Below are 18,012 nucleotides of genomic sequence, written 5' to 3' on the forward strand. Positions count from 1 at the left end.
ATTAGAGGAAGCGGCGTATGGAAGGATGTGTGTTTCAAAGTGGGCGGCTTGCCCCCATGCTACTTTTTTTACGATTAAAGAAAGAAAAAGTTCCAAAAAAAGTAAAAATTAAGAGATGGTATGAAAGAAAGAGAGAGGGATATAACTTTGTTTCAGTATAGAGCGGGCTATTTGCTTGATTACACCGGGCTCCCGCAGCCCGTTATCGTCCATGCTGAGAATTTCCTGAGCTGTCATCCATTTATATTCTGTCATCCCATTTTCTAATTTAATAGTGCCGCCGGCAAATTCAGCAAGAAATTGAAAAAGGAGAATAGGGTGGCCTGTCCTGCTGGTAAACTGGAAGATTCCTGCCGATTCCGCAATTTTAATATCCAGCCCTGTTTCTTCTTTTGTTTCCCGCCGGGCGGCCGAAATTATATCTTCCCCGGGCTCCACATGGCCGGAGGGGAAATTCCAGGTGGGACCAGCCTCATTTTTTTGTTCCTTAATCATGAGCAGGCGGCCATCCATCAGGACGGCAGTGCTTGCAATCAAGATAGAATTCATTGAGTACCTCCTGTATACTTTTTGGTTCATTATAACATGAGAAATGCCCCCTTCATTCAGGGGGCATGGTGTTAAATGATAGCTTCCTCTTCTTTTTCAAAGTGTTTATCCATCCAGTCTTTCCCTTCGAGCTGTTTGGTGACAAGCATGCTGGAAACAGTATCTCCGGTGACATTGACGGCAGTGGCTGGCGGATCGACCACTACGCCGATTGCTGAAATGATCGGAAGCGCCTCAATTGGCAGGCCGTAAAGTGTGATGATCATCATCTCGCCAATAAAGCCTCCTCCTGGCACACCGCTCATGACTGTCCCTGCAAGCAGAGAGATGCCGATTGCCGTTAAGAAGGTGTCCAGGCCAGTGAAATCCATATTGAAAATGCCGAATACAAAAGATATCTTCAATATGGCCGCCAGGCAGGAGCCATCCATATGAATGGTTGCGCCGAGCGGAAGAACGGTTTCCCTAATATCTTTAGGCACGCCGATTCGTTTGGCGGCCTGCAGGTTAACAGGCAATGAGCCAACGCTGCTTCCAGTGGCAAGAGCGGTGGCAGCAGGGGAAAAGATATTTTTCCAAAAGCGGGCCACTCCTCTCCGTCCCCCGGCAATAAAGGCATAAAGCGTAAAGCCGATCAGGAAATAAAGAATGGCAGCAGGGTAATAGACGATTACGGCACGGGCATAATCTCCGAGAAGTTCAGGACCGAATACGCCTATCAGTGACGCAAAGTAAGCGCCAAGTCCAATGGGTGCATAATACATGACAAGATTGATCAGCCTCATAAAGACTTCTGAACCGCTGACCAGAAACTTTGTGAAAGGGCGTCCTTTTTCACCAGAAAGGCCTGAAGCCACCCCAACCAGGACTGAAAAGACTATTAAAGCGAGCATATTCTTGCGGGAGAAGATTTCAATAAAGTCAGGCACAGTAAAGGTTTTGACCAACTGATCGGGCAGGCTCAGCTCTTCTGTATTTTCCGGCTGTGTCAGAGGGATGTCAGTCCCCTGGGCCGGCGGGAAGGCTGTTACCGCAACCAGCATTACAATAGAGGCAATAATGCCTGTAGCAATGAATACAACCATCATGCTGCCCATGATTTTTCCGAGCCGCTTCATGCTGTTCATATTGGCGATAGCCGATGAGATTGTGAAAAAGACGAGCGGTACTACTAACATAAATAAGAGATTTAAGAATAAGTCCCCAAGCGGCTTGATTACTTCCGCTTTTTCTCCGAAAACGAACCCGATAATGCTTCCAATGATAATTGAAGCAAACAGGATAATGGGAAAGCGGTATGCTTTTAATTTTTCCTTCATTTAGGTAACTCCTTTTGCAAAAAAAATTGAGATGATGCCCATAGGATATGGGTGAACCTCTACCATTCTACCCGAAATGGAATGGATATGACAGATTGGGAAATGAACAGGTATTTTTTTCATTCAAAGGATCTGCCATTCAGAAGGCGGACCGGGCTTGTTTATACAACAAAAAAAAGAGAGCCATCACAGCTCTCAAGCCTGCTTCGGCCCTTTTTTCGCAGGTATCCTGTCATTCTTTAAGTTTTTGTCATTGATCTTTGGCTCTTTATTTTGGCGGAAGTTTGAGATGTTTGAACGGTGCAGGATGATCAGAAAGATTGTAAAAAAGAAAAATATAAGTTCATGGGTCCAACCGGGCTGAAATAAAGAAAAAATGAAAAGGGCAATTCCGACAGAGATTGAACCGAAAAATACATATTTTGTTGCATAAATGACTCCGACAAACGCTGCATAGGCCGCCAGAAACATCCAGGCATTGGCAACCAGCAGCACCCCTGCGGTTGTTGCAATGGCTTTGCCTCCGCGGAAGCCAGCGAAAATAGGGAAGCAGTGGCCCGCAACCGCAATCAGTCCGGTGTAGAGCGGATCCAGGTCAGTATGAAGAAGGAGAGGCAGACCTGCGGCAAGTGCCCCCTTGCCTGCATCAATGAGAAGGACGGCAATCCCGGCCCGCTTTCCAAGGACCCGCACGGTGTTGGTTGCCCCGGGATTATTGCTGCCATGCTCACGTATGTCGATTTGGAACAGCCACCTGCCAATCAGAAGAGCGGTTGGAATCGAGCCGATCAAATAGGCGGCTGCAAGAATAGCAAAATTCATAAATCCTCCTTTCTGCAAGCCCTACAGCAAAAATAAAGTGAGAGAAATTGTAATTGCTTTCATTCTACCATATAATGAGCATACCCCGATTTAAATTCCTAATATTTTGAAAAAGGATGTGGCGGAATGGGTATTGTTGATTTTGGAAACAGGGCAAGTGAATATGCACGTTCCCGGAACGATGTTCCAAATAGTCTGTTTGATAGCCTTCATCTAAGAAATATTAATTTTACCGGCAAAAAAGTGGTTGATCTGGGCTGCGGGACAGGAGCGCTGACTAGGAGGCTGATTTTCCGCAAAGCAGACGCTGTCGGAATCGATCCCTCAGAAAAGCTTCTACAGGAAGCCGCCGGGATCAGCCGGGACAAGTATCTTGAAATCCCTTATAAAAAAGGAACTGCAGAAAATACAGGCCTTGACGGGGCTGAGTATGATATGGCGACGGTGCTCCGTGCCTGGCACTGGTTTGACAGGGAAGAAGCCCTCAGGGAAATTACCAGGATTCTTAAGCCGAAGGGTCACCTGATTGTGGCAGATACAGGATTCAAGACAGACCAAAGGCTTGTGGAAATCACTTTTGATTTTTTGAAGAAAGAAGGAGCAGAGCTTAAACCTGCCGGAAGCAAGGCAGAGTCAAGCCAAAGAATCAATGGATTTCCTGTAGAGTGGTTCCGTGAGTGGGAAGAGGCAGGGTTCGGGCTGAAGGATTTGTATGCGCTTCCATACGATGTCCATTTCACCAATGAAGAATGGCTGGACAGAGTGGCTTCTTTATCGTATTTGGCGGACCTCTCAAAAGAGGAAGGAGATGGATTGCTGCAGCGCCTGAAAGAAGAGCTGGAGGCACACTATGGGGCCAGTGCCTCACATGAGATTGCGCATTTCTGCACTATAGCTATTCTTCAGGAGGGAATCCGGTAAAGTGACTGATGGAGGACATTCAGTACAGAGCGCTTTTTCAAACCGAAATGTGCATATGCCATTCTTTTCGCTTATAATAGATTCATATAGTGATTGAGAGGAGAATGACCATGGCAGGGAACAGCAAAAAGTCTGAATGGATTTCATGGGCCAAATCGATTGCCCTCGCGCTCGTCATTGCGTTTATTTGCCGCCAGTTTATATTTGCGCCGGTGACTGTCCAGGGCGATTCCATGATGCCGACCTTCCAGAATCAGAATAAAGTGATCGTGACCAAGCTCAGCAAGATTGAGCGTTTGGATGTCGTTGTATTTCATTCGCCTGATTCCGAGGATGATTATATAAAAAGGGTGATCGGTCTGCCAGGGGATGAAATTTCTGTGAAGGACGACCAGCTTTTTGTGAATGGGAAAAAAGTGGACGAACCATATCTGGCTGAAAACCGCAAGGAAGCGGCAGAGTTCGGCATTGAGCATCTGACAGAAAATTTTGGACCGCTTGTCGTGCCGGAGCATCAATATTTTGTGATGGGCGATAACCGTTTGAACAGCAATGACAGCAGAAGCTTTGGATTCATTTCTGATGAGTCTGTCGTTGGGGAAGCCAAGTTCCGCTACTTCCCGCTCAATCGGATAGGAAATCCTGAGAAACCATAAAAGAAGGAGCCCGGCTGCTAATTAGCCGGGCTCTTTTCCTGTCACTCGCTTTTTTGATCCTTTAAAGCTCCTTGAACGTGATAAGGATTGAGATCAATGTCTGTATCATGCCCCAATGCCAGCTTTGCAAGCTGCTGTCCAAGAAACGGCCCCATCGTCAGGCCGGAAGCGCCAAGCCCGTTGGCAGTGAGCAGGCCTTCCCACCCAGGGACAGCTCCGATGACCGGAAGGAAGCCGGGAGTAAAGGGGCGGAAACCGACCCTGGCTTCTATCAGACTGGCATCCGCCAGGCCGGGAGCTGTAGAGAGGGCTTTTGAAAGGACCTCCTGCATGCCTCCGGCTGTGATTCTCGCATCAAAACCGGATACATCATTTTCATGAGTTGCCCCTGCAACAATCCGTCCGCCGGTGAAGGCAAGCAGATACTGGTCACCGGGGGGCATAAGGACAGGCCAGCTGTCAGTTGCTTCATCCGGAAGCTTTAGGTGGGCAATCTGGGCCTTCTGATAGCTGACATCCATTTCAATGCCGAGCGGCTTGAATATTTCCGCTGCCCATGCGCCGGCACAGACGATGACAGCATCTGCCTCCCACTGTTCTTGACCGGCAAGGATGCCTGTCACCCGGTTTCCTTCATAGATCAATGAAGCATCCTTTTCGAGAAAGACTGCCCCTTCCTTTTCTGCCGCACGGATCAGGGAATCCCTCAGTGCCCGTCCGTCTACCCGGGCGGCTCCGCTGACCTGCACTGCTTCAAACTCTTTATCAACCGGAGGGAAAGCCTCTGTTGTCTGTTCCCGGGTAAGAAGTGTGACTTCGCCGATTTCCGGTGCTTCCTCCCTCCGCTTCAATGTCCGTTCTTCAGCCTTTTCCAATTTATTGGTTTCCTTGTGCAGGATAAGGGCCCCAACCCTGCTGTAGCCTGTATCCGACTCGCCGCGTTCCTCAAGCTCCTTCACGAGCTCCGGATAATAGCGTGCCCCCGCTTTAGCAAGCCGGTACCAATCTTTATTGCGCCTCTGCGATACCCATGGGCAGACAATGCCGGCAGCAGCGGCAGTAGCCTGTCCTTTTTCATTCCGGTCCGCCAAGATCACCCGGTTCCCCGATTTTGCCAGGTGGTAGGCAGCTGAGGCGCCCAATATCCCTGCACCTATCACAATATATTTTTTCATAGCCTGCATCCTTTATAATGGAATTTAGTTATAGTATACCGTCCTGTCGGCTTAATTGTAAAAAGTGCATAGAGCATCTTTGTGGAATCTGGCAGAATATGTATTTTTGTGTGATATAATAAAAGCATCCTTACAAGAAAGCAGTGACAATAGATGAAAAAACTCCTCATGATCGGCCTTGCCGCAAGCCTTCTTGCAGGCTGCCAGAATATGCAGAGCGGAAAACTGGATACAGATAATCTGAAAAAAGTGGAGATGGCCGACGTGGATAAAGAACAGGCCAAAAAAATTCCTGTTACATATGAAGCGCAGACTGTTGAAGAGGGACTCGATGCGCTCCCGTTTGAAATGAAGCTGCCGAAAAAGCTGCCGTTTGATGGGGAGGGGTTTCAGCCGCCGGCTATTATGGATATGAACCATACCGGAAAACAAATCAAGGCGGAATTCAAGGCCATTCCAAAAAGCAAAAAAGAGGATTACTTGTTGATGGTTTTTGCTGATTACCCGGTCGAATCCTCCGAGCAGCCCAATTCCGAACCAGTGGAGCTTGAAGGAGGAGCAGAGGGCATGTATCAGGGAAACACCTTGTCCTTTCTGCGGGATAAGGTTCAGTACACCATTATGTACAATAACAAAGCCATTCCGGAAGATCAGCACAAAAAAGAGCTGACTGAAATGGCCAATGAGATGCTGAAGTAGTTCGCTTAGCAGGCTCCTGATATGGTATGCTAATGTTCATGTGCAAGCCTTGCTGCGGACCGTGTGTTGGCAGGAAGAACGCTTCACAGTTACATGGGAGCTGATTATTGATGACCAAAGCAAAAAAAGGAAAAAGCGGCACTGGCAGCGGAACTGGAAAGAAAGGGTGGAACCGCTGGCAGGCGGGTGCCAAAAAAGCAAAAAGCGCCAAGCCATATAAAAGCAAAGGCACAAAAAATCAAGGGAAATCCGGGGATTCCGGCGGGAATGACTAAGGATGGGGATAAGAGCCAGGAAGTTCCTCTGGCTCTATTTTATTTGTTCATAAAGACCCCTGCAGTTATTTGTAATCCTGCTGATCCTCTCTTCCGTCATTTCCTTCATCAACGCCCGTTGCCCGGTTGAATGCCTGGGAGATGATATTGAGCCCCTGATCCATCGCGTCCATCGACTTCATTTTTTCCCCGACCTTTTTGTCCTTCTTTTGTTCTTCCATAAAAAGCACCTCCTGTGTTTATAGGATTCGATGCTATCCATGGATTATGCGCCTATTCCAGGAAGAAGCTGTTCACAGGCACCTCCGACAGGGCAATATGGGTGACTGTTCCTGCATAAGGTGTAATTTCATTGATGAATCCTTCAATATCCTCAAGCTTTTTCAGTCTCAGCTTGACGAGATAGCAGGCCTGGCCGGCTATACGGGAGCAGAATTCCGCGTTGGGGACCTCAGCTATTTTTTCCCTGAACTTCTGATAATCTCCTTGCCGCAAGGTGACTTCTACAAAACATTCAATCCCATATCCGAGTTTTTTATAGTCAATGGAAATGGTGTATCCTTTGATGATTTCCTCACTTTCCAGGCGTCTGACGCGTTCTGTGACTGAAGGGGCTGAAAGGTTTACTTTCTTTGCCAGCTCCCTCATTGATTGCCGGCCGTTTCTCTCCAGCTCCTGCAAAATACGCTTGTCTGTCTCATCGATTATCATTTGTAAGCCTCCTTGGTAGAAACATATTTCATTTGAAACGAGTATCGGTAAAAGCTGGTTTCATATTTAATTCATTATTATTTTAATTCCTTCTATTATAAAAGCAGAAGGAGGAGTTGCAAATGCCAAGAATTAAATTGAATGAAAAACAGGGGGAGACCAATTTTCAAAAAGCGCTGGCTTATGTGCCAGAAGTGGCCGCCCTGTATGATGCCCTGTATGAGCAGCTGTGGAATGAGGAAGGAATCAGCCTGGACGTAAAAGAGAAGGTGCGTTTATATCTGGCTAATAAAAATGGATGTGCGACTTGCATGAGCCTCTCGTATACCGGCGGAATGGAACAGAATGAAGCCATCGCTTATGCTGTGGAGCACAATAATTTCTCGGATTTCTCTCATTGGGACCGGAAGCTGTTTGATTTTCTGGAAACCTACAGATCCAATCCGCGGCTCTTAAAAGACTCGGATTTGGAGTGGCTGAAAAATTCCTATGACGAAAAGGAAATCATGAAGCTGCTGGCACTCATCAATCTTTTTGACGGCTATCATAAAATGATTGTCAGCCTTGATTTATACGATTTTTGTTCTTTAGGGAAGGAGGGTGCCTGATGGCTGTTCTGCTGTTGGTTGATATCCAGAAGGCCTTCGAGGATCTTTCCTGGGGTGAGCGGAATAATCCTGGTGCGGAAAAAGAAGCTGCAAGGCTTTTGAAGCATTGGAGAAACTGCAATCTGCCGGTGATTCACGTCCAGCATACCTCTCAAAGCAGGGAGTCTTTATTTTTCAAAGGAAGCATCGGCCATCAATTCAAGGAAGAGGTGAAGCCTGCAGCTGGGGAAAGCATTATCCAGAAAAGCGTCAACAGTGCGTTTATCGGCACGCCCCTTGAAGATTTGCTTAAAAATCTAAGAAGCAAAGAGCTTGTCATTGCCGGGCTTACCACACCCCATTGCGTTTCAACCACTGTCCGGATGGCAGCTAATCTCGGCTTTTCGGTCTGGCTGCCGGAGGATGCCTGTGCATCCTTTGAACGGAAAGGCCATGACGGCACCATCTTCTCTCCCGGTCATATTCATCAAATAGAGCTTGCCATCCTCCATGGGGAGTTTGCGGAAGTGTGTACTACTGAAAAAGTATTAAAGGAATTCCCGGCCTGAAGAGCCGGGATTTTTTGATTCCAGTGGGATCCGGAATGGGGGATGATAGAATGAAAAGGACTTTTAATTTTTTTTTTTTAAAACCTGTAGGGGTCTTTTATCCCGGTTTCGTCTATTACGTTGGAAGCTGCCAGAAAGGGGGAGAGAGAGATTAGCGACCAAGTTCTTATCCAGCAAGCGAAGAGCGGCAAGGAGCATGCCTTCCGGCTCCTGGTTGAAAAATACAGCAATGATTTGTTCCGGACAATCTTTGCAGTATTAAGGGACCGGAAGGAAGCGGAAGATGCCGCTCAGGAAGTGTTTATAAAAATCTATTCCTCTCTCCCCCAATATGAGGACCAGGGCTTTAAAACCTGGATCACCAGAATTGCAGTCAATCATGCTATTGATGTAAAAAGAAAGAGGGACCGGCGCAGGGAGGATTCCCTTGAGTATGCCGGATATGAGCTTCACGGCACCCAAAAAGAGGCTGTAGAGGCCGAAGTTATGAATAAGGAAAGGCGGAAGCGGGTGAGGGAAAAGCTTCACCAGCTGCCTGATAATTATCGAGATGTAATCTATGACTTTTATATAGCTGAAAAAAGCTATCAGCAAATAGCGGAAGAACAGAATGTCCAGGTGAAGACTGTGGAGACAAAGCTCTACAGAGCGCGCTTATGGATGAGGAAGCACTGGAAGGAGGATGATTTCTCATGAAGCACTTTACGTATGAAGAGTGGAAGCGGTATGCGAATAATGAACTGGCAGAGGCGGAAAGGGAAGTTTATGAAGATCATCTGTACAGCTGTGATGAGTGCCTCGACGTCTATCTGGAGGCAGTTGCGGTAACAGAGCTGCCGCAAATGGAAAGCGGCTCAGGCTTCACTGATCTGGTGATGGCGCAAATCTCAGCAGAAGCATTAGAGCCTGCCCAGCCTCCGGTTTATGAAGAAAAGAAGCGCAGGCCATTCTACCAGTCGCCGCTGTTCCACTACTCCCTTGCAGCGGCAATGACCATCCTGCTCATGACGACCGGTGTTTTCCAGTCGATCACCCAGTATGCTGGAGCTGTTCAGGATCCGGATTTCCAGGAAAAGAAAACATCTGTGACAGAAGGGCTAGTGGATAAAACCTTTGCCTGGATGGATACGATCGAGAAGAAGAATAAGGAGGCAAATAAATAATGAAGAAAAATCCGATTATCGCTTTTCTTTTAGCTTTTTTCCCTGGGGGAGGCCTGCTTTATCTGGGAAAGACCCTTAGAGGTTTATTTTATACAGCAGCTGTGTTCGGGCTGATGATCTTAACGGTGGCTTTGATCAGCATGTATGTTTACGGGGACGGGGCAATCATATTTGCACTGTTCGGCCTGCTGATCTATTTCGTCAACTTTATTGATACGGCCATCACTGCATCAAAGCTCTACCAGCAGGGCGGCACAGCCTTTACGGATGGCAGCGGGGCTGCCGGATCAGCTAAGCCGGCAGCAAGCCAGGAGTCGGAGCGCTTTTTTACCATCATCCTGTCCTTTGTGCCTGGTCTTGGACACTTTCAGCTGGGCCTGATGAACCGGGGTTTAACGCTCCTGACCGCTTTTCTTGGTCTTGGTGTGATGGTGCTGTTTGTGTCGGTGCTGACCCATCGAAGTGAGTTCCTTGTATTCTGGGCGATCCTGCCGGTTATTTGGGTATACGGCTTCTTTGATAGCATCCAGCAGCTGAACCGTAAGCATCGGGGAGAAGAGCTGGTGGACCGTACAATCATGGAGGATTTCGAGTCGAAGCGGGATGAAGGCAAGAAAAGCAAATCTATTGCCACATTCCTGTCCATTTTTCCGGGAGCAGGCCATCTGTATCTCGGACTGCAGCGGCGGGGCATTCAGCTGATGGCTGCCTTCCTGTTCTCCATTTATATCCTGGATGTACTTAGGCTGGGGATCTTCCTGTTCCTGATTCCGATCATCTGGTTCTACAGTTTCTTCGACGGACTCCAGAAATCATCCAGATATGGAAATGAGCCTTTGGAGGATACGCCGATCATTTCGTATTTCATCAATCATCAGAAATGGGTGGGGATCGGCCTGGTCCTTGTAGGGCTGTACTATCTGACAACAAGCATCGTCCTTCCCGCCATTTCTCCAATGCTGTATAACATGATTGATATAGACATCCGCTATTGGTTTGACCGCTACTTCCAGACAGGCATTGTATGCATCCTGCTGATCGGCGGCGGGCTGCGCCTCCTTCTTGGCAGCAAATCTGTAAAAGAAAAGGCGGTTGATTAATTTGGGCATGGATGAGAAAAATGAAGGGCGGAATGAAGGAATGAGGACATGGCGTGTTGGTACATTTTCCATGGGGGCGGCACTGCTTTTCCTTGGGGTTTTCCTGCTGCTTTCGCGTATGCTTGATATGGATTTCGGCTATGCCATGATGTCATGGTGGCCGATCATCCTCGTAATCCTGGGAGCGGAAATCCTGCTTTTCCTGCTTTTTTCCAAACAGGAAAAGCCTTATTTGAAATATGATTTTCTCAGCATTCTCTTTGTCGGCATTCTCGGCACGGCCGGCATCGGATTTGCGGCAGTCAGCTCAACGGGCATTCTGGATAAATTGGATGATGTGGTGAGCAGGGAAGAACGGACTATGGATCTGCCTGAGTTCACCGAAAAGCTGGATGGAAGCATTAAGAGGGTTATTGTCCAGACCGGAAATTCCCCGATTACTATTGAAGGTGCTTCCGGGAAAGACGTTTCCATGTTTGGCACCTACAGGGCAATGACTGGCAAAAACGAAAAACTGGTTTCAAAGCCCTCAGATTATGTCAGTTCCCACCGGAACGGCGACTCGCTCTATATCACGGTCAAAGAGCTCCCGAATGAAACAGCGGGGCCGTTTGAACGATACGCCTCCACAGATGCCACGCTCCTTATTCCTAAAGGTGTGAAGCTTGAAGTGACAGGAAGCGGCAACACGGTGACCATGAAGCCGAGGGAGCTGATGAGCGACTGGAGTGTTGAACAGGTATCCCATGTCTCCCTTTATATCCAGGAAGAAAGCAGCCTGAAGGTAAATGCCTTTGATATAAAGGATCTTCAGGGCAGCGAGGGAGACTGGAAGGTGACAAAAGAAGAAAAGCCCTCTGCTGAAGAGGGATATGCAGATTCCGGCAGCGGCGGAAAGGATGCAACCTACCAGTCTGGCAGCGGAGAGCACCGGATCAGCATTTCCGGCAGCTATAGTGTGAGTTTGAATACAGCTGCAGAATAAGATGCAAGGCCGATTGGGCCCTGCATCTTTTTGTTATCCTTATACTTCTTGTGCGGAACTGCTTTTGATTGTTTCTTCTTTTTTAGCCTTTGCCCTCATGTACATGCCGATATTCAGGATAACAAGGATGCTCGAAACCATTAAAGAGCGGTCTGTCAGCCCGTCGCGGAAAATATAGCTGGACGCAGCCGCCAGAATAATGAGTGCTGCGAGTAATAAATGGTGCATGATCTTATTTCCTCCCATAATGTCTTTTTCCCAAGTATACAGGCCGGAAATTTCAGCGCTGTGAACAGAACCTTACGGGAACCTTAACAAGGCAGGAATTAACAGCAGGGTGAAAATTGGGTATACTGAAAAGACTCATACTCTTACATAACGTTGGTGAAATATGAAGACATTTATTGAAAAAGTCCTGGAGCGGTTATCTTCCGCGCAGCTGATTGTTCTGTTCTACTTATTTGCTGTTATTCTTTCGGCTGTACTGCTGGAGCTGCCGATCACCCTGAAGGAAGGCGTTGAACTGTCCTTTATAGATGCTTTTTTTACTTCAGTCAGCGCCATCAGCGTCACGGGCCTCTCCACTGTGAATGTCAGCGAGATCCTCAGTGTGCCAGGCACTTTTATCTTTGCTTTTATCCTGCAGTTCGGCGGAATAGGGATTATGACGCTTGGCACTTTTTTCTGGCTGCTTGTTGGAAAGAAAATCGGGTTAAGAAAAAGGAAGCTGATCATGACCGATCAGAATCAGTACAATCTTGCTGGACTGGTCGTGCTTATCAGGCGTATTCTTGTTATCTTTATAACCATTGAATTAATTGGCGCCATCATTCTTGGCTTTCATTTCCTGAGGTATTTTCCTACCTGGCAGGAGGCGTTCCTTCAGGGATTCTTTGCCTCTGTCAGTGCAACGACCAATGCGGGTTTCGATATTACAGGGCAGTCCCTGATCCCGTTTGCTGATGATTATTTTGTGCAGCTCATTAACATCATCCTGCTGATCGTCGGGGCCATCGGCTTTCCTGTATTGATTGAGATACGAGAATTTATACGGCATCGCGGTACGATTCCGTATAAGTTCACCCTTTTTACCAAAGTTACGACCGTGACCTTCTTTCTGCTGGTTGTACTGGGTACTGCGTTTATCTGCCTTTTTGAATATAATCATTTCTTTGCTGATAAATCGTGGCATGAATCCTTCTTCTACGCGCTGTTCCAATCTGTATCAACCCGGAATGGGGGGCTCGCAACCATGAATATCAGCGATTTTTCAGAGCCAACCTTGTTCTTTATCTCTATCCTGATGTTTATCGGCGCCTCTCCCAGCAGTGTCGGCGGAGGAATCAGGACAACCACCTTCGCTATCATGGTGCTGAGCATCTACACATATGCCAAGGGCAATACGCATATCAAAGTGTTTAAAAAGGAAATCATGCAGGAGGATGTAATCAAATCTTACATTGTGTTCGCAACCGCTATCCTGATTTGCAGCCTGGCAGTCATCCTGCTCACCTTCACTGATCCGAAGTTCACCTTTCTGCAGATTGCCTTTGAGGTGGCTTCTGCATTCGGGACAACCGGCCTTTCCATGGGAATTACAGCGGATCTGACGGATGCAGGGAAAATCATCATCATCCTGCTGATGTTCATCGGGCGGATCGGCATTCTGTCCTTCCTGTTCCTGATCAGGGGAACCCCGAACAAGGAAAGATATCATTATCCGAAGGAAAAAATCATAATTGGATAACATACAGCAGCCTGCTTCGAAAGCGGGCTGCCTTTTTTTGTTCATGAATGGGATATCTTTTCAATATATAAATATATACACAATGGGGGGGATTGGAATGATTATAAAAGCGATAGATCTTGGGCTGATGTCAGAGCATTTAATGGTGCATAAAGGTGTCCTTGGAAAGCTGGAGCTGTATTTTTGCCTGGCGGAGGATGAGAGGCTCAAACAAATACTGTATGAACAGGCTGTGGTGATGAAAAACCATGTAAATGTGATGATCAAGCTGATGAATCCAGAGACAAATGAAGGAGTGACTGCAGCCGCCCTTCAGGAACTGAAACCATTAGAAATGGTATGTACTGATACAGAGGGCAGGTTGAGCGATCAGGAAATCGCCCTGGAAGCGAGAAACACGGCAAAGTCGATGGCCGGCACCAATTTCAGCTCGGCACTTGATATGAAAACCCCGAATGTCCGCCGCATTCACATACAGATGGCACTTCAGCAGACAGGGATACAGGAAAGATACAGTGAACTGATTAAGGAAAAGGGCTGGGAATACGCCCCCGATTCAAACAGAGGGGAGCAGGAAGAGGCTGCCCGCCGATTCAAAGAGCTGTTTAGAGAATAAGGCCTGCTGCTCTTCTAAAATCCACCATCTTACCGCATAATGGCTGTTTGGGAGGTAGGCGATCTTCAGCTTCCTTCCCTCCAGCCGTTCTTCATAATAGCTTCGGCTGATATCCATGGAATACACGTCCACCATCAAATCATCAAAAATAAGCTCCATTACAAACTCGGTGCCTGTTTCGGGATCATCGTACTCTGCCTCATCTGGAACACCTTCTACAAACAGGAACTCTTTATTTTCATAGGCATCCTTATCCTTGTAGAGCAGATGGGCTTCGTGTATGAAATATCCCCCGGATGCGAGGAAGACTATGGTAAAAAGAGAGATAATAATTCCCCCCGACCAGCTTTCTGCAGTCCATACTAAAGCCAGGAAAGCAAGGCCTGCGCAAAGGCATATAGAGACAGCAATAATTAAGCTGAGTACCTCCGACCAGAGGAAATCGTTAATCAATCCGGACACATCCCAAAGAACGAGCGAACAAATCAAAAAGAAAAGGCTTCCAATGCCAGAGATTGCAGTCAGCCATTCCAGGACAGACTGCGGCCTTTTAATTTTTTTGTTTTTGAAGTTCGGCTTCTTTTTCTTCATATAAACCTCCATCTGCCTTTTTCTTTTTATACGTTAAAAAAGGAGAGAAGTTTCGTCAAGAAAAGCAGAAGGCATTCAGGGAGATCCGGAAAGCAAAGAGCACCAAATCAGGACTCTATGCATTTTAATCAAGTAAAAGATAAAATGTTTGAATTTTTAGATATATATCCTTATAATTAAATAAACTAATTGGTTTATTTAATGGGGAAACAGGGAAACACAATGCGGTTGTTTTAAGAAAAGCGGGTGAGAAAGATGAGCAGAAGAAGAATCTCAAGCGAGATGAAGAAAACGAGCAAGAGCATCCATATGGAAGAATGGATATGGGAGCTTTCCGGGCATATCCAGCCTTGCCGGTCAGGTGCGATTAAGGAGCTGTTCTTAGATAGAATCAGAACAGAACTGGTGAAAGAGGGGCTGATAGGTGAAGATGCTGTTATTACCAAAGAGCATGGGGAACTTTTTGCAGTGCTGATGGAGAAGCGTGCAAAAAGCTGCGGATAGAAAGGATTTTGCGTGATGGAAAACTATTTTACAGGAAACCGGGTCAGTCTGCGGCCTTTTAGAGAAGGAGACAGCACCCATATTTATCAGGCCCTCCTCGATCCTGAGTTCAGGAAGCTTACAGGGACACAGACCTTTTTTACAGAAGACAGCCTTGAAAAAGCCTATAAGAACTTTGCTGAAGACAAATCACGGATCGATCTTGTCATAACAGACAAAGAGACAGGAGCTGCGATAGGGGATCTGGCTCTGACGGAAATTGATTATATCAATAAAAATGCCAGCCTCAGAATTGCTCTTTATAAAAAAGAGCATTACGGAAAGGGGCTTGGAACGGAGGCTATTTCGCTTCTGCTTCAATATGCCTTTGAAGTACTCAGCCTTTACCGCGTGTATCTCAATGTGTATGAGTATAACAGCCGGGCCATCAGGGCTTATGAAAAACTAGGATTTGTAAAGGAAGGGGCTTTCAGAGGAGAACTGCTTTGGAATGGAGTCCACTACGACAATCTGATCATGGGCATTCTCAGGCATGAGTTCCGTCCTATGAGCACAAACAGGGAGGGGAATTGAGTGCCTCCGATTGTATCAGAGGAGTATAAACGGAATAAGAAGAAGGAGATTTTGGCCAGTGCGCTGAGATGCTTCGCCAGGAAAGGCTTCCAGGCTGCATCCATCGACGACATCGTTGCAGAATCAGGCATCAGCAAGGGTGCCATCTACAACTATTTTAAAAGCAAGGATGATATTTATATCACCCTTATGATGGAGCAGACGGAGGAAGCTAATGACCGCCTCCTGAAGGAAATCGAGGCACTTGATTCCGCCGGTGCCAGGCTTTCTTATCTTTTTGACCGCTACAGCCGCTCAAGGCCGGATAAAGACATGAAAGATTACATCGTCGTCCATTATGAATTTACACTTCATTCTTCGCGGAATGAAGAGATCAGCAGAGTGCTGAAACAGCGAGGCAATCAATTCTTTATTGACCTTATCCTCAAAATTGTAGAAGAAGGCAAGGAGTCGGGAGAATTTGCAGCTGAAACCGATTCCCGTCTTATCGCCAATATGTTCTGGGTGGTGGTTGACGGAACGAATATCCAGCGCATCCTCTTTGATGATTTTCCTTCAGATAAAGTTTTTCAGACGTTTAAGCAGTTTATGATGTCGTATATTAAGAGTGGATGAGGCTGAGAATTACCTCACCGGTATATCCCTGAAAATCTGCCGCCGGCAGGTTTTTTATTTTTTCAGCAGCTGATGCAGAGAGAGGATAATTATCGCCAAAAGGGGTATAATGCCAAGGTGCATAATCGAAAAAATTAAGGGTAAAATTATGCTTTTCAAACTGTATGGTGTTAAAATTATGAAGGAAGCTTATTTCCTATATTAAGGAAAAAGTAATGGACAGTTTTGAATTGAGCGTTAATTTTATTAATAGGATGATGGGTATGAAAAGAGCAAGAATCATTTATAATCCAACCTCTGGACGGGAAATTTTCAAGAAGAATCTGGCAGAGGTGCTGCAGAAGCTGGAGGAAGCGGGCTATGAAACCTCGTGCCATGCTACAACCTGTGAGGGTGATGCCACTAAGGCGGCACGTGTAGCAGTGGAACGGAAATATGATTTGGTCATAGCAGCCGGGGGAGACGGAACGATCAATGAAGTGGTCAATGGGATGGCCGAGCAGGAGTACCGGCCGAAGCTTGGCATCATTCCGTGCGGCACAACCAATGACTTTGCCCGTGCGGTCCATATTCCCCGAGATGTACAGGCTGCAGTTGATATCATCATACAGGGCGATACGATTCCTGTTGATATCGGCCGGTTCAATGATAAATATTTTATTAATATAGCCGGGGGCGGAAGGCTGACCGAGCTTACGTATGAAGTGCCGAGCAAGCTGAAAACCATGCTGGGGCAGCTGGCCTATTATCTGAAGGGCATTGAAATGCTTCCTTCGATCAAATCCACGGAAGTCAGCATTGAATACGATGGGAAGCTGTATGAAGGTGAAGCCATGCTCTTTTTGGTTGGGCTCACCAACTCGGTGGGGGGCTTTGAACGCCTGGCCCCGGATGCGTCGATCAATGACGGGCTGTTTTCCCTGCTGATCCTGAAAAAGACGAATCTCGCCGATTTCATCCGGATTGCCTCCATGGCAGTAAGAGGAGAGCATATCCATGATCCCCATGTCATCTATACACAGGCCAACCGGATAAAAGTTACCTCCAAAGAAAAAGTCCAGCTGAACCTGGACGGAGAATTCGGCGGACTGCTTCCAGCTGAATTCGTCAATCTTTACCGCCATCTTGAAGTATTCGTGCCGATCGATAAAATCCGCAAGGAAGACCGGCCGTACGAAACTGTGGAGGAATAAGAAACAGGGAAGAGAGCTGGTGTCTCTTCCCTGTTTTTTTGTTTTACAAAAGGCGCGGAAAAGCTCCCGCGCCTTGTCTCATCTTATTTATGCTTTATGCTTAATCAAATCAGTAATTGCGTGGTAAATCTCCATTCCCTGGTAAAGAAACAGAGTAGACGCCGTTAATGAAAAAGCGCCGATCATTAAGAATCGAATCCACATAATATTGTCCTCCTTATTGTTTGTTTAGCTTTAGCTGAACAATGCAGGAGAACGGTCCACATAGTTGGACTGATAAAAGACGCTTTTCAGGAAAAAATGATGAAGTGCGAAAGCAAGATGGCGGACAGCCAGGAATACCATGATAGCTGCCAGCAGGATAACAGTGGAACTGCCGGGTAATGCGGAAGGTTCGTGCTTTTCATCCGCAGTCAGCTGGAATGATTCCCCGGTTTCTCCGAGAAGGGCTGCCTTGCTTTCATGGACGGGCTGGTGATCCTGATGGATTGGCTGATAATGAACGAACAAAAATGACAGGATTGTCATTAAAAGCAGTGCTGAAACAGCTCTCGCCTTTCTCATCTTCTCACACCCCTTCGCCAAATAGAATATTACCATCATATCGCCTTTGTTCATGTTTTAAAACAAAAAAGTTTTGAC

At 46.8% G+C, this 18,012-nt stretch carries 25 protein-coding genes; 16 read left to right on the plus strand and 9 right to left on the minus strand.

Annotated features, from left to right (window positions below):
- Positions 1-108: 108 nt before the first annotated feature.
- The 3 genes from N288_RS01775 to plsY all read right to left on the minus strand — a co-directional run bounded on the left by N288_RS01775 (position 109) and on the right by plsY (position 2,690).
- Positions 109-549 carry an NUDIX hydrolase gene (locus tag N288_RS01775; RefSeq protein WP_009792531.1) on the minus strand — a complete coding sequence of 147 codons (441 nt, stop codon included), beginning with the start codon at positions 547-549 and terminating at the stop codon, positions 109-111.
- Between the two features lie 71 nt (positions 550-620).
- Positions 621-1,868 carry a dicarboxylate/amino acid:cation symporter gene (locus N288_RS01780; RefSeq protein ID WP_009792530.1) on the minus strand — a complete coding sequence of 416 codons (1,248 nt, stop codon included), beginning with the start codon at positions 1,866-1,868 and terminating at the stop codon, positions 621-623.
- 195 nt (positions 1,869-2,063) lie between these two features.
- Positions 2,064-2,690, minus strand: a complete 627-nt coding sequence (gene plsY / locus N288_RS01785; RefSeq protein ID WP_022543262.1) for a glycerol-3-phosphate 1-O-acyltransferase PlsY — start codon at positions 2,688-2,690, stop codon at positions 2,064-2,066.
- 126 nt (positions 2,691-2,816) lie between these two features.
- Here plsY and N288_RS01790 point away from each other — a divergent pair, with 126 nt between their 5' ends.
- Together N288_RS01790 and lepB are read left to right on the plus strand one after the other, a co-directional pair.
- Positions 2,817-3,611: a class I SAM-dependent methyltransferase gene (locus N288_RS01790; RefSeq protein ID WP_009792528.1), complete on the plus strand. Its 795-nt coding sequence runs from the start codon at positions 2,817-2,819 to the stop codon at positions 3,609-3,611.
- A gap of 104 nt (positions 3,612-3,715) precedes the next feature.
- On the plus strand, positions 3,716-4,267 hold the full coding sequence (gene lepB / locus N288_RS01795) for a signal peptidase I (RefSeq protein ID WP_009792527.1): 552 nt from the start codon (positions 3,716-3,718) through the stop codon (positions 4,265-4,267).
- Between the two features lie 41 nt (positions 4,268-4,308).
- Here the strand turns inward: lepB and N288_RS01800 are convergent, their stop codons facing one another.
- Positions 4,309-5,442: an NAD(P)/FAD-dependent oxidoreductase gene (locus N288_RS01800; protein WP_022543264.1), complete on the minus strand. Its 1,134-nt coding sequence runs from the start codon at positions 5,440-5,442 to the stop codon at positions 4,309-4,311.
- A gap of 153 nt (positions 5,443-5,595) precedes the next feature.
- Here N288_RS01800 and N288_RS01805 point away from each other — a divergent pair, with 153 nt between their 5' ends.
- Both N288_RS01805 and N288_RS24485 read left to right on the plus strand, forming a co-directional pair.
- Complete coding sequence (locus tag N288_RS01805; RefSeq protein ID WP_009792525.1) at positions 5,596-6,141, plus strand: putative periplasmic lipoprotein; 546 nt, start codon at positions 5,596-5,598, stop codon at positions 6,139-6,141.
- Positions 6,142-6,251: 110 nt separating this feature from the next.
- Positions 6,252-6,416, plus strand: a complete 165-nt coding sequence (locus tag N288_RS24485) for a DUF3934 family protein (protein ID WP_009792524.1) — start codon at positions 6,252-6,254, stop codon at positions 6,414-6,416.
- 65 nt (positions 6,417-6,481) lie between these two features.
- On the opposite strand, the gene N288_RS25325 is transcribed toward N288_RS24485, so the two are convergent.
- Positions 6,482-6,637, minus strand: coding sequence for a hypothetical protein (locus tag N288_RS25325; protein WP_009792523.1), 156 nt, complete (start codon positions 6,635-6,637; stop codon positions 6,482-6,484).
- 52 nt (positions 6,638-6,689) lie between these two features.
- The gene (locus N288_RS01810; RefSeq protein ID WP_009792522.1) at positions 6,690-7,127 is read right to left on the minus strand and encodes an Lrp/AsnC family transcriptional regulator; all 438 of its coding nucleotides are present in this window, start codon (positions 7,125-7,127) and stop codon (positions 6,690-6,692) included.
- A 122-nt stretch (positions 7,128-7,249) separates the two neighbouring features.
- On the opposite strand from N288_RS01810, the gene N288_RS01815 reads away from it, so the two are divergent.
- The 6 genes from N288_RS01815 (at position 7,250) to N288_RS01840 (ending at position 11,531) form a co-directional block, all read left to right on the plus strand.
- Positions 7,250-7,735 (plus strand): carboxymuconolactone decarboxylase family protein, encoded by a 486-nt coding sequence (locus N288_RS01815; protein WP_009792521.1) that lies wholly within the window; start codon positions 7,250-7,252, stop codon positions 7,733-7,735.
- Positions 7,735-8,283: a cysteine hydrolase family protein gene (locus N288_RS01820; protein WP_009792520.1), complete on the plus strand. Its 549-nt coding sequence runs from the start codon at positions 7,735-7,737 to the stop codon at positions 8,281-8,283. Before N288_RS01815 ends, N288_RS01820 begins: the two co-directional genes overlap by 1 nt.
- A 120-nt stretch (positions 8,284-8,403) precedes the next feature.
- Complete coding sequence (locus N288_RS01825) at positions 8,404-8,979, plus strand: RNA polymerase sigma factor (protein WP_009792519.1); 576 nt, start codon at positions 8,404-8,406, stop codon at positions 8,977-8,979.
- Positions 8,976-9,446 (plus strand): hypothetical protein, encoded by a 471-nt coding sequence (locus tag N288_RS01830; protein WP_009792518.1) that lies wholly within the window; start codon positions 8,976-8,978, stop codon positions 9,444-9,446. Before N288_RS01825 ends, N288_RS01830 begins: the two co-directional genes overlap by 4 nt.
- Positions 9,446-10,546 (plus strand): hypothetical protein, encoded by a 1,101-nt coding sequence (locus N288_RS01835; RefSeq protein ID WP_009792517.1) that lies wholly within the window; start codon positions 9,446-9,448, stop codon positions 10,544-10,546. Before N288_RS01830 ends, N288_RS01835 begins: the two co-directional genes overlap by 1 nt.
- Before the next feature lie 40 nt (positions 10,547-10,586).
- Entirely contained in the window at positions 10,587-11,531 is a 945-nt protein-coding gene (locus N288_RS01840) for a LiaI-LiaF-like domain-containing protein (RefSeq protein WP_101552163.1), read from the plus strand.
- A 39-nt stretch (positions 11,532-11,570) separates the two neighbouring features.
- Here N288_RS01840 and N288_RS01845 read toward each other — a convergent pair whose 3' ends face one another.
- The gene (locus N288_RS01845; protein WP_156916983.1) at positions 11,571-11,759 is read right to left on the minus strand and encodes a hypothetical protein; all 189 of its coding nucleotides are present in this window, start codon (positions 11,757-11,759) and stop codon (positions 11,571-11,573) included.
- A 163-nt stretch (positions 11,760-11,922) separates the two neighbouring features.
- Between N288_RS01845 and N288_RS01850 the strand changes: the two genes are divergently transcribed.
- Complete coding sequence (locus tag N288_RS01850; RefSeq protein WP_009792514.1) at positions 11,923-13,278, plus strand: TrkH family potassium uptake protein; 1,356 nt, start codon at positions 11,923-11,925, stop codon at positions 13,276-13,278.
- A 97-nt stretch (positions 13,279-13,375) separates the two neighbouring features.
- Complete coding sequence (locus N288_RS01855; protein ID WP_157638545.1) at positions 13,376-13,894, plus strand: spore coat protein; 519 nt, start codon at positions 13,376-13,378, stop codon at positions 13,892-13,894.
- Here N288_RS01855 and N288_RS01860 read toward each other — a convergent pair.
- Positions 13,835-14,485, minus strand: coding sequence for a hypothetical protein (locus tag N288_RS01860; RefSeq protein WP_022543266.1), 651 nt, complete (start codon positions 14,483-14,485; stop codon positions 13,835-13,837). The two genes, N288_RS01855 and N288_RS01860, sit on opposite strands and share 60 nt — an antisense overlap.
- A 255-nt stretch (positions 14,486-14,740) precedes the next feature.
- Between N288_RS01860 and N288_RS01865 the strand changes: the two genes are divergently transcribed.
- From N288_RS01865 to N288_RS01880, 4 genes are all read left to right on the plus strand, one after another.
- Complete coding sequence (locus tag N288_RS01865) at positions 14,741-14,989, plus strand: hypothetical protein (protein ID WP_009792511.1); 249 nt, start codon at positions 14,741-14,743, stop codon at positions 14,987-14,989.
- A gap of 15 nt (positions 14,990-15,004) precedes the next feature.
- Complete coding sequence (locus tag N288_RS01870) at positions 15,005-15,562, plus strand: GNAT family N-acetyltransferase (protein WP_009792510.1); 558 nt, start codon at positions 15,005-15,007, stop codon at positions 15,560-15,562.
- Positions 15,563-16,177: a TetR/AcrR family transcriptional regulator gene (locus tag N288_RS01875; RefSeq protein WP_009792509.1), complete on the plus strand. Its 615-nt coding sequence runs from the start codon at positions 15,563-15,565 to the stop codon at positions 16,175-16,177.
- 263 nt (positions 16,178-16,440) lie between these two features.
- Entirely contained in the window at positions 16,441-17,370 is a 930-nt protein-coding gene (locus N288_RS01880) for a diacylglycerol kinase (protein ID WP_022543268.1), read from the plus strand.
- Between the two features lie 234 nt (positions 17,371-17,604).
- Here the strand turns inward: N288_RS01880 and N288_RS01885 are convergent, their stop codons facing one another.
- Positions 17,605-17,934, minus strand: coding sequence for a hypothetical protein (locus N288_RS01885; RefSeq protein ID WP_022543270.1), 330 nt, complete (start codon positions 17,932-17,934; stop codon positions 17,605-17,607).
- Between the last annotated feature and the right edge of the window lie 78 nt (positions 17,935-18,012).

The sequence above is a fragment of the Bacillus infantis NRRL B-14911 genome, assembly GCF_000473245.1.
GTDB classification, from domain to species: Bacteria; Bacillota; Bacilli; order Bacillales; family Cytobacillaceae; genus Bacillus_AB; species Bacillus_AB infantis.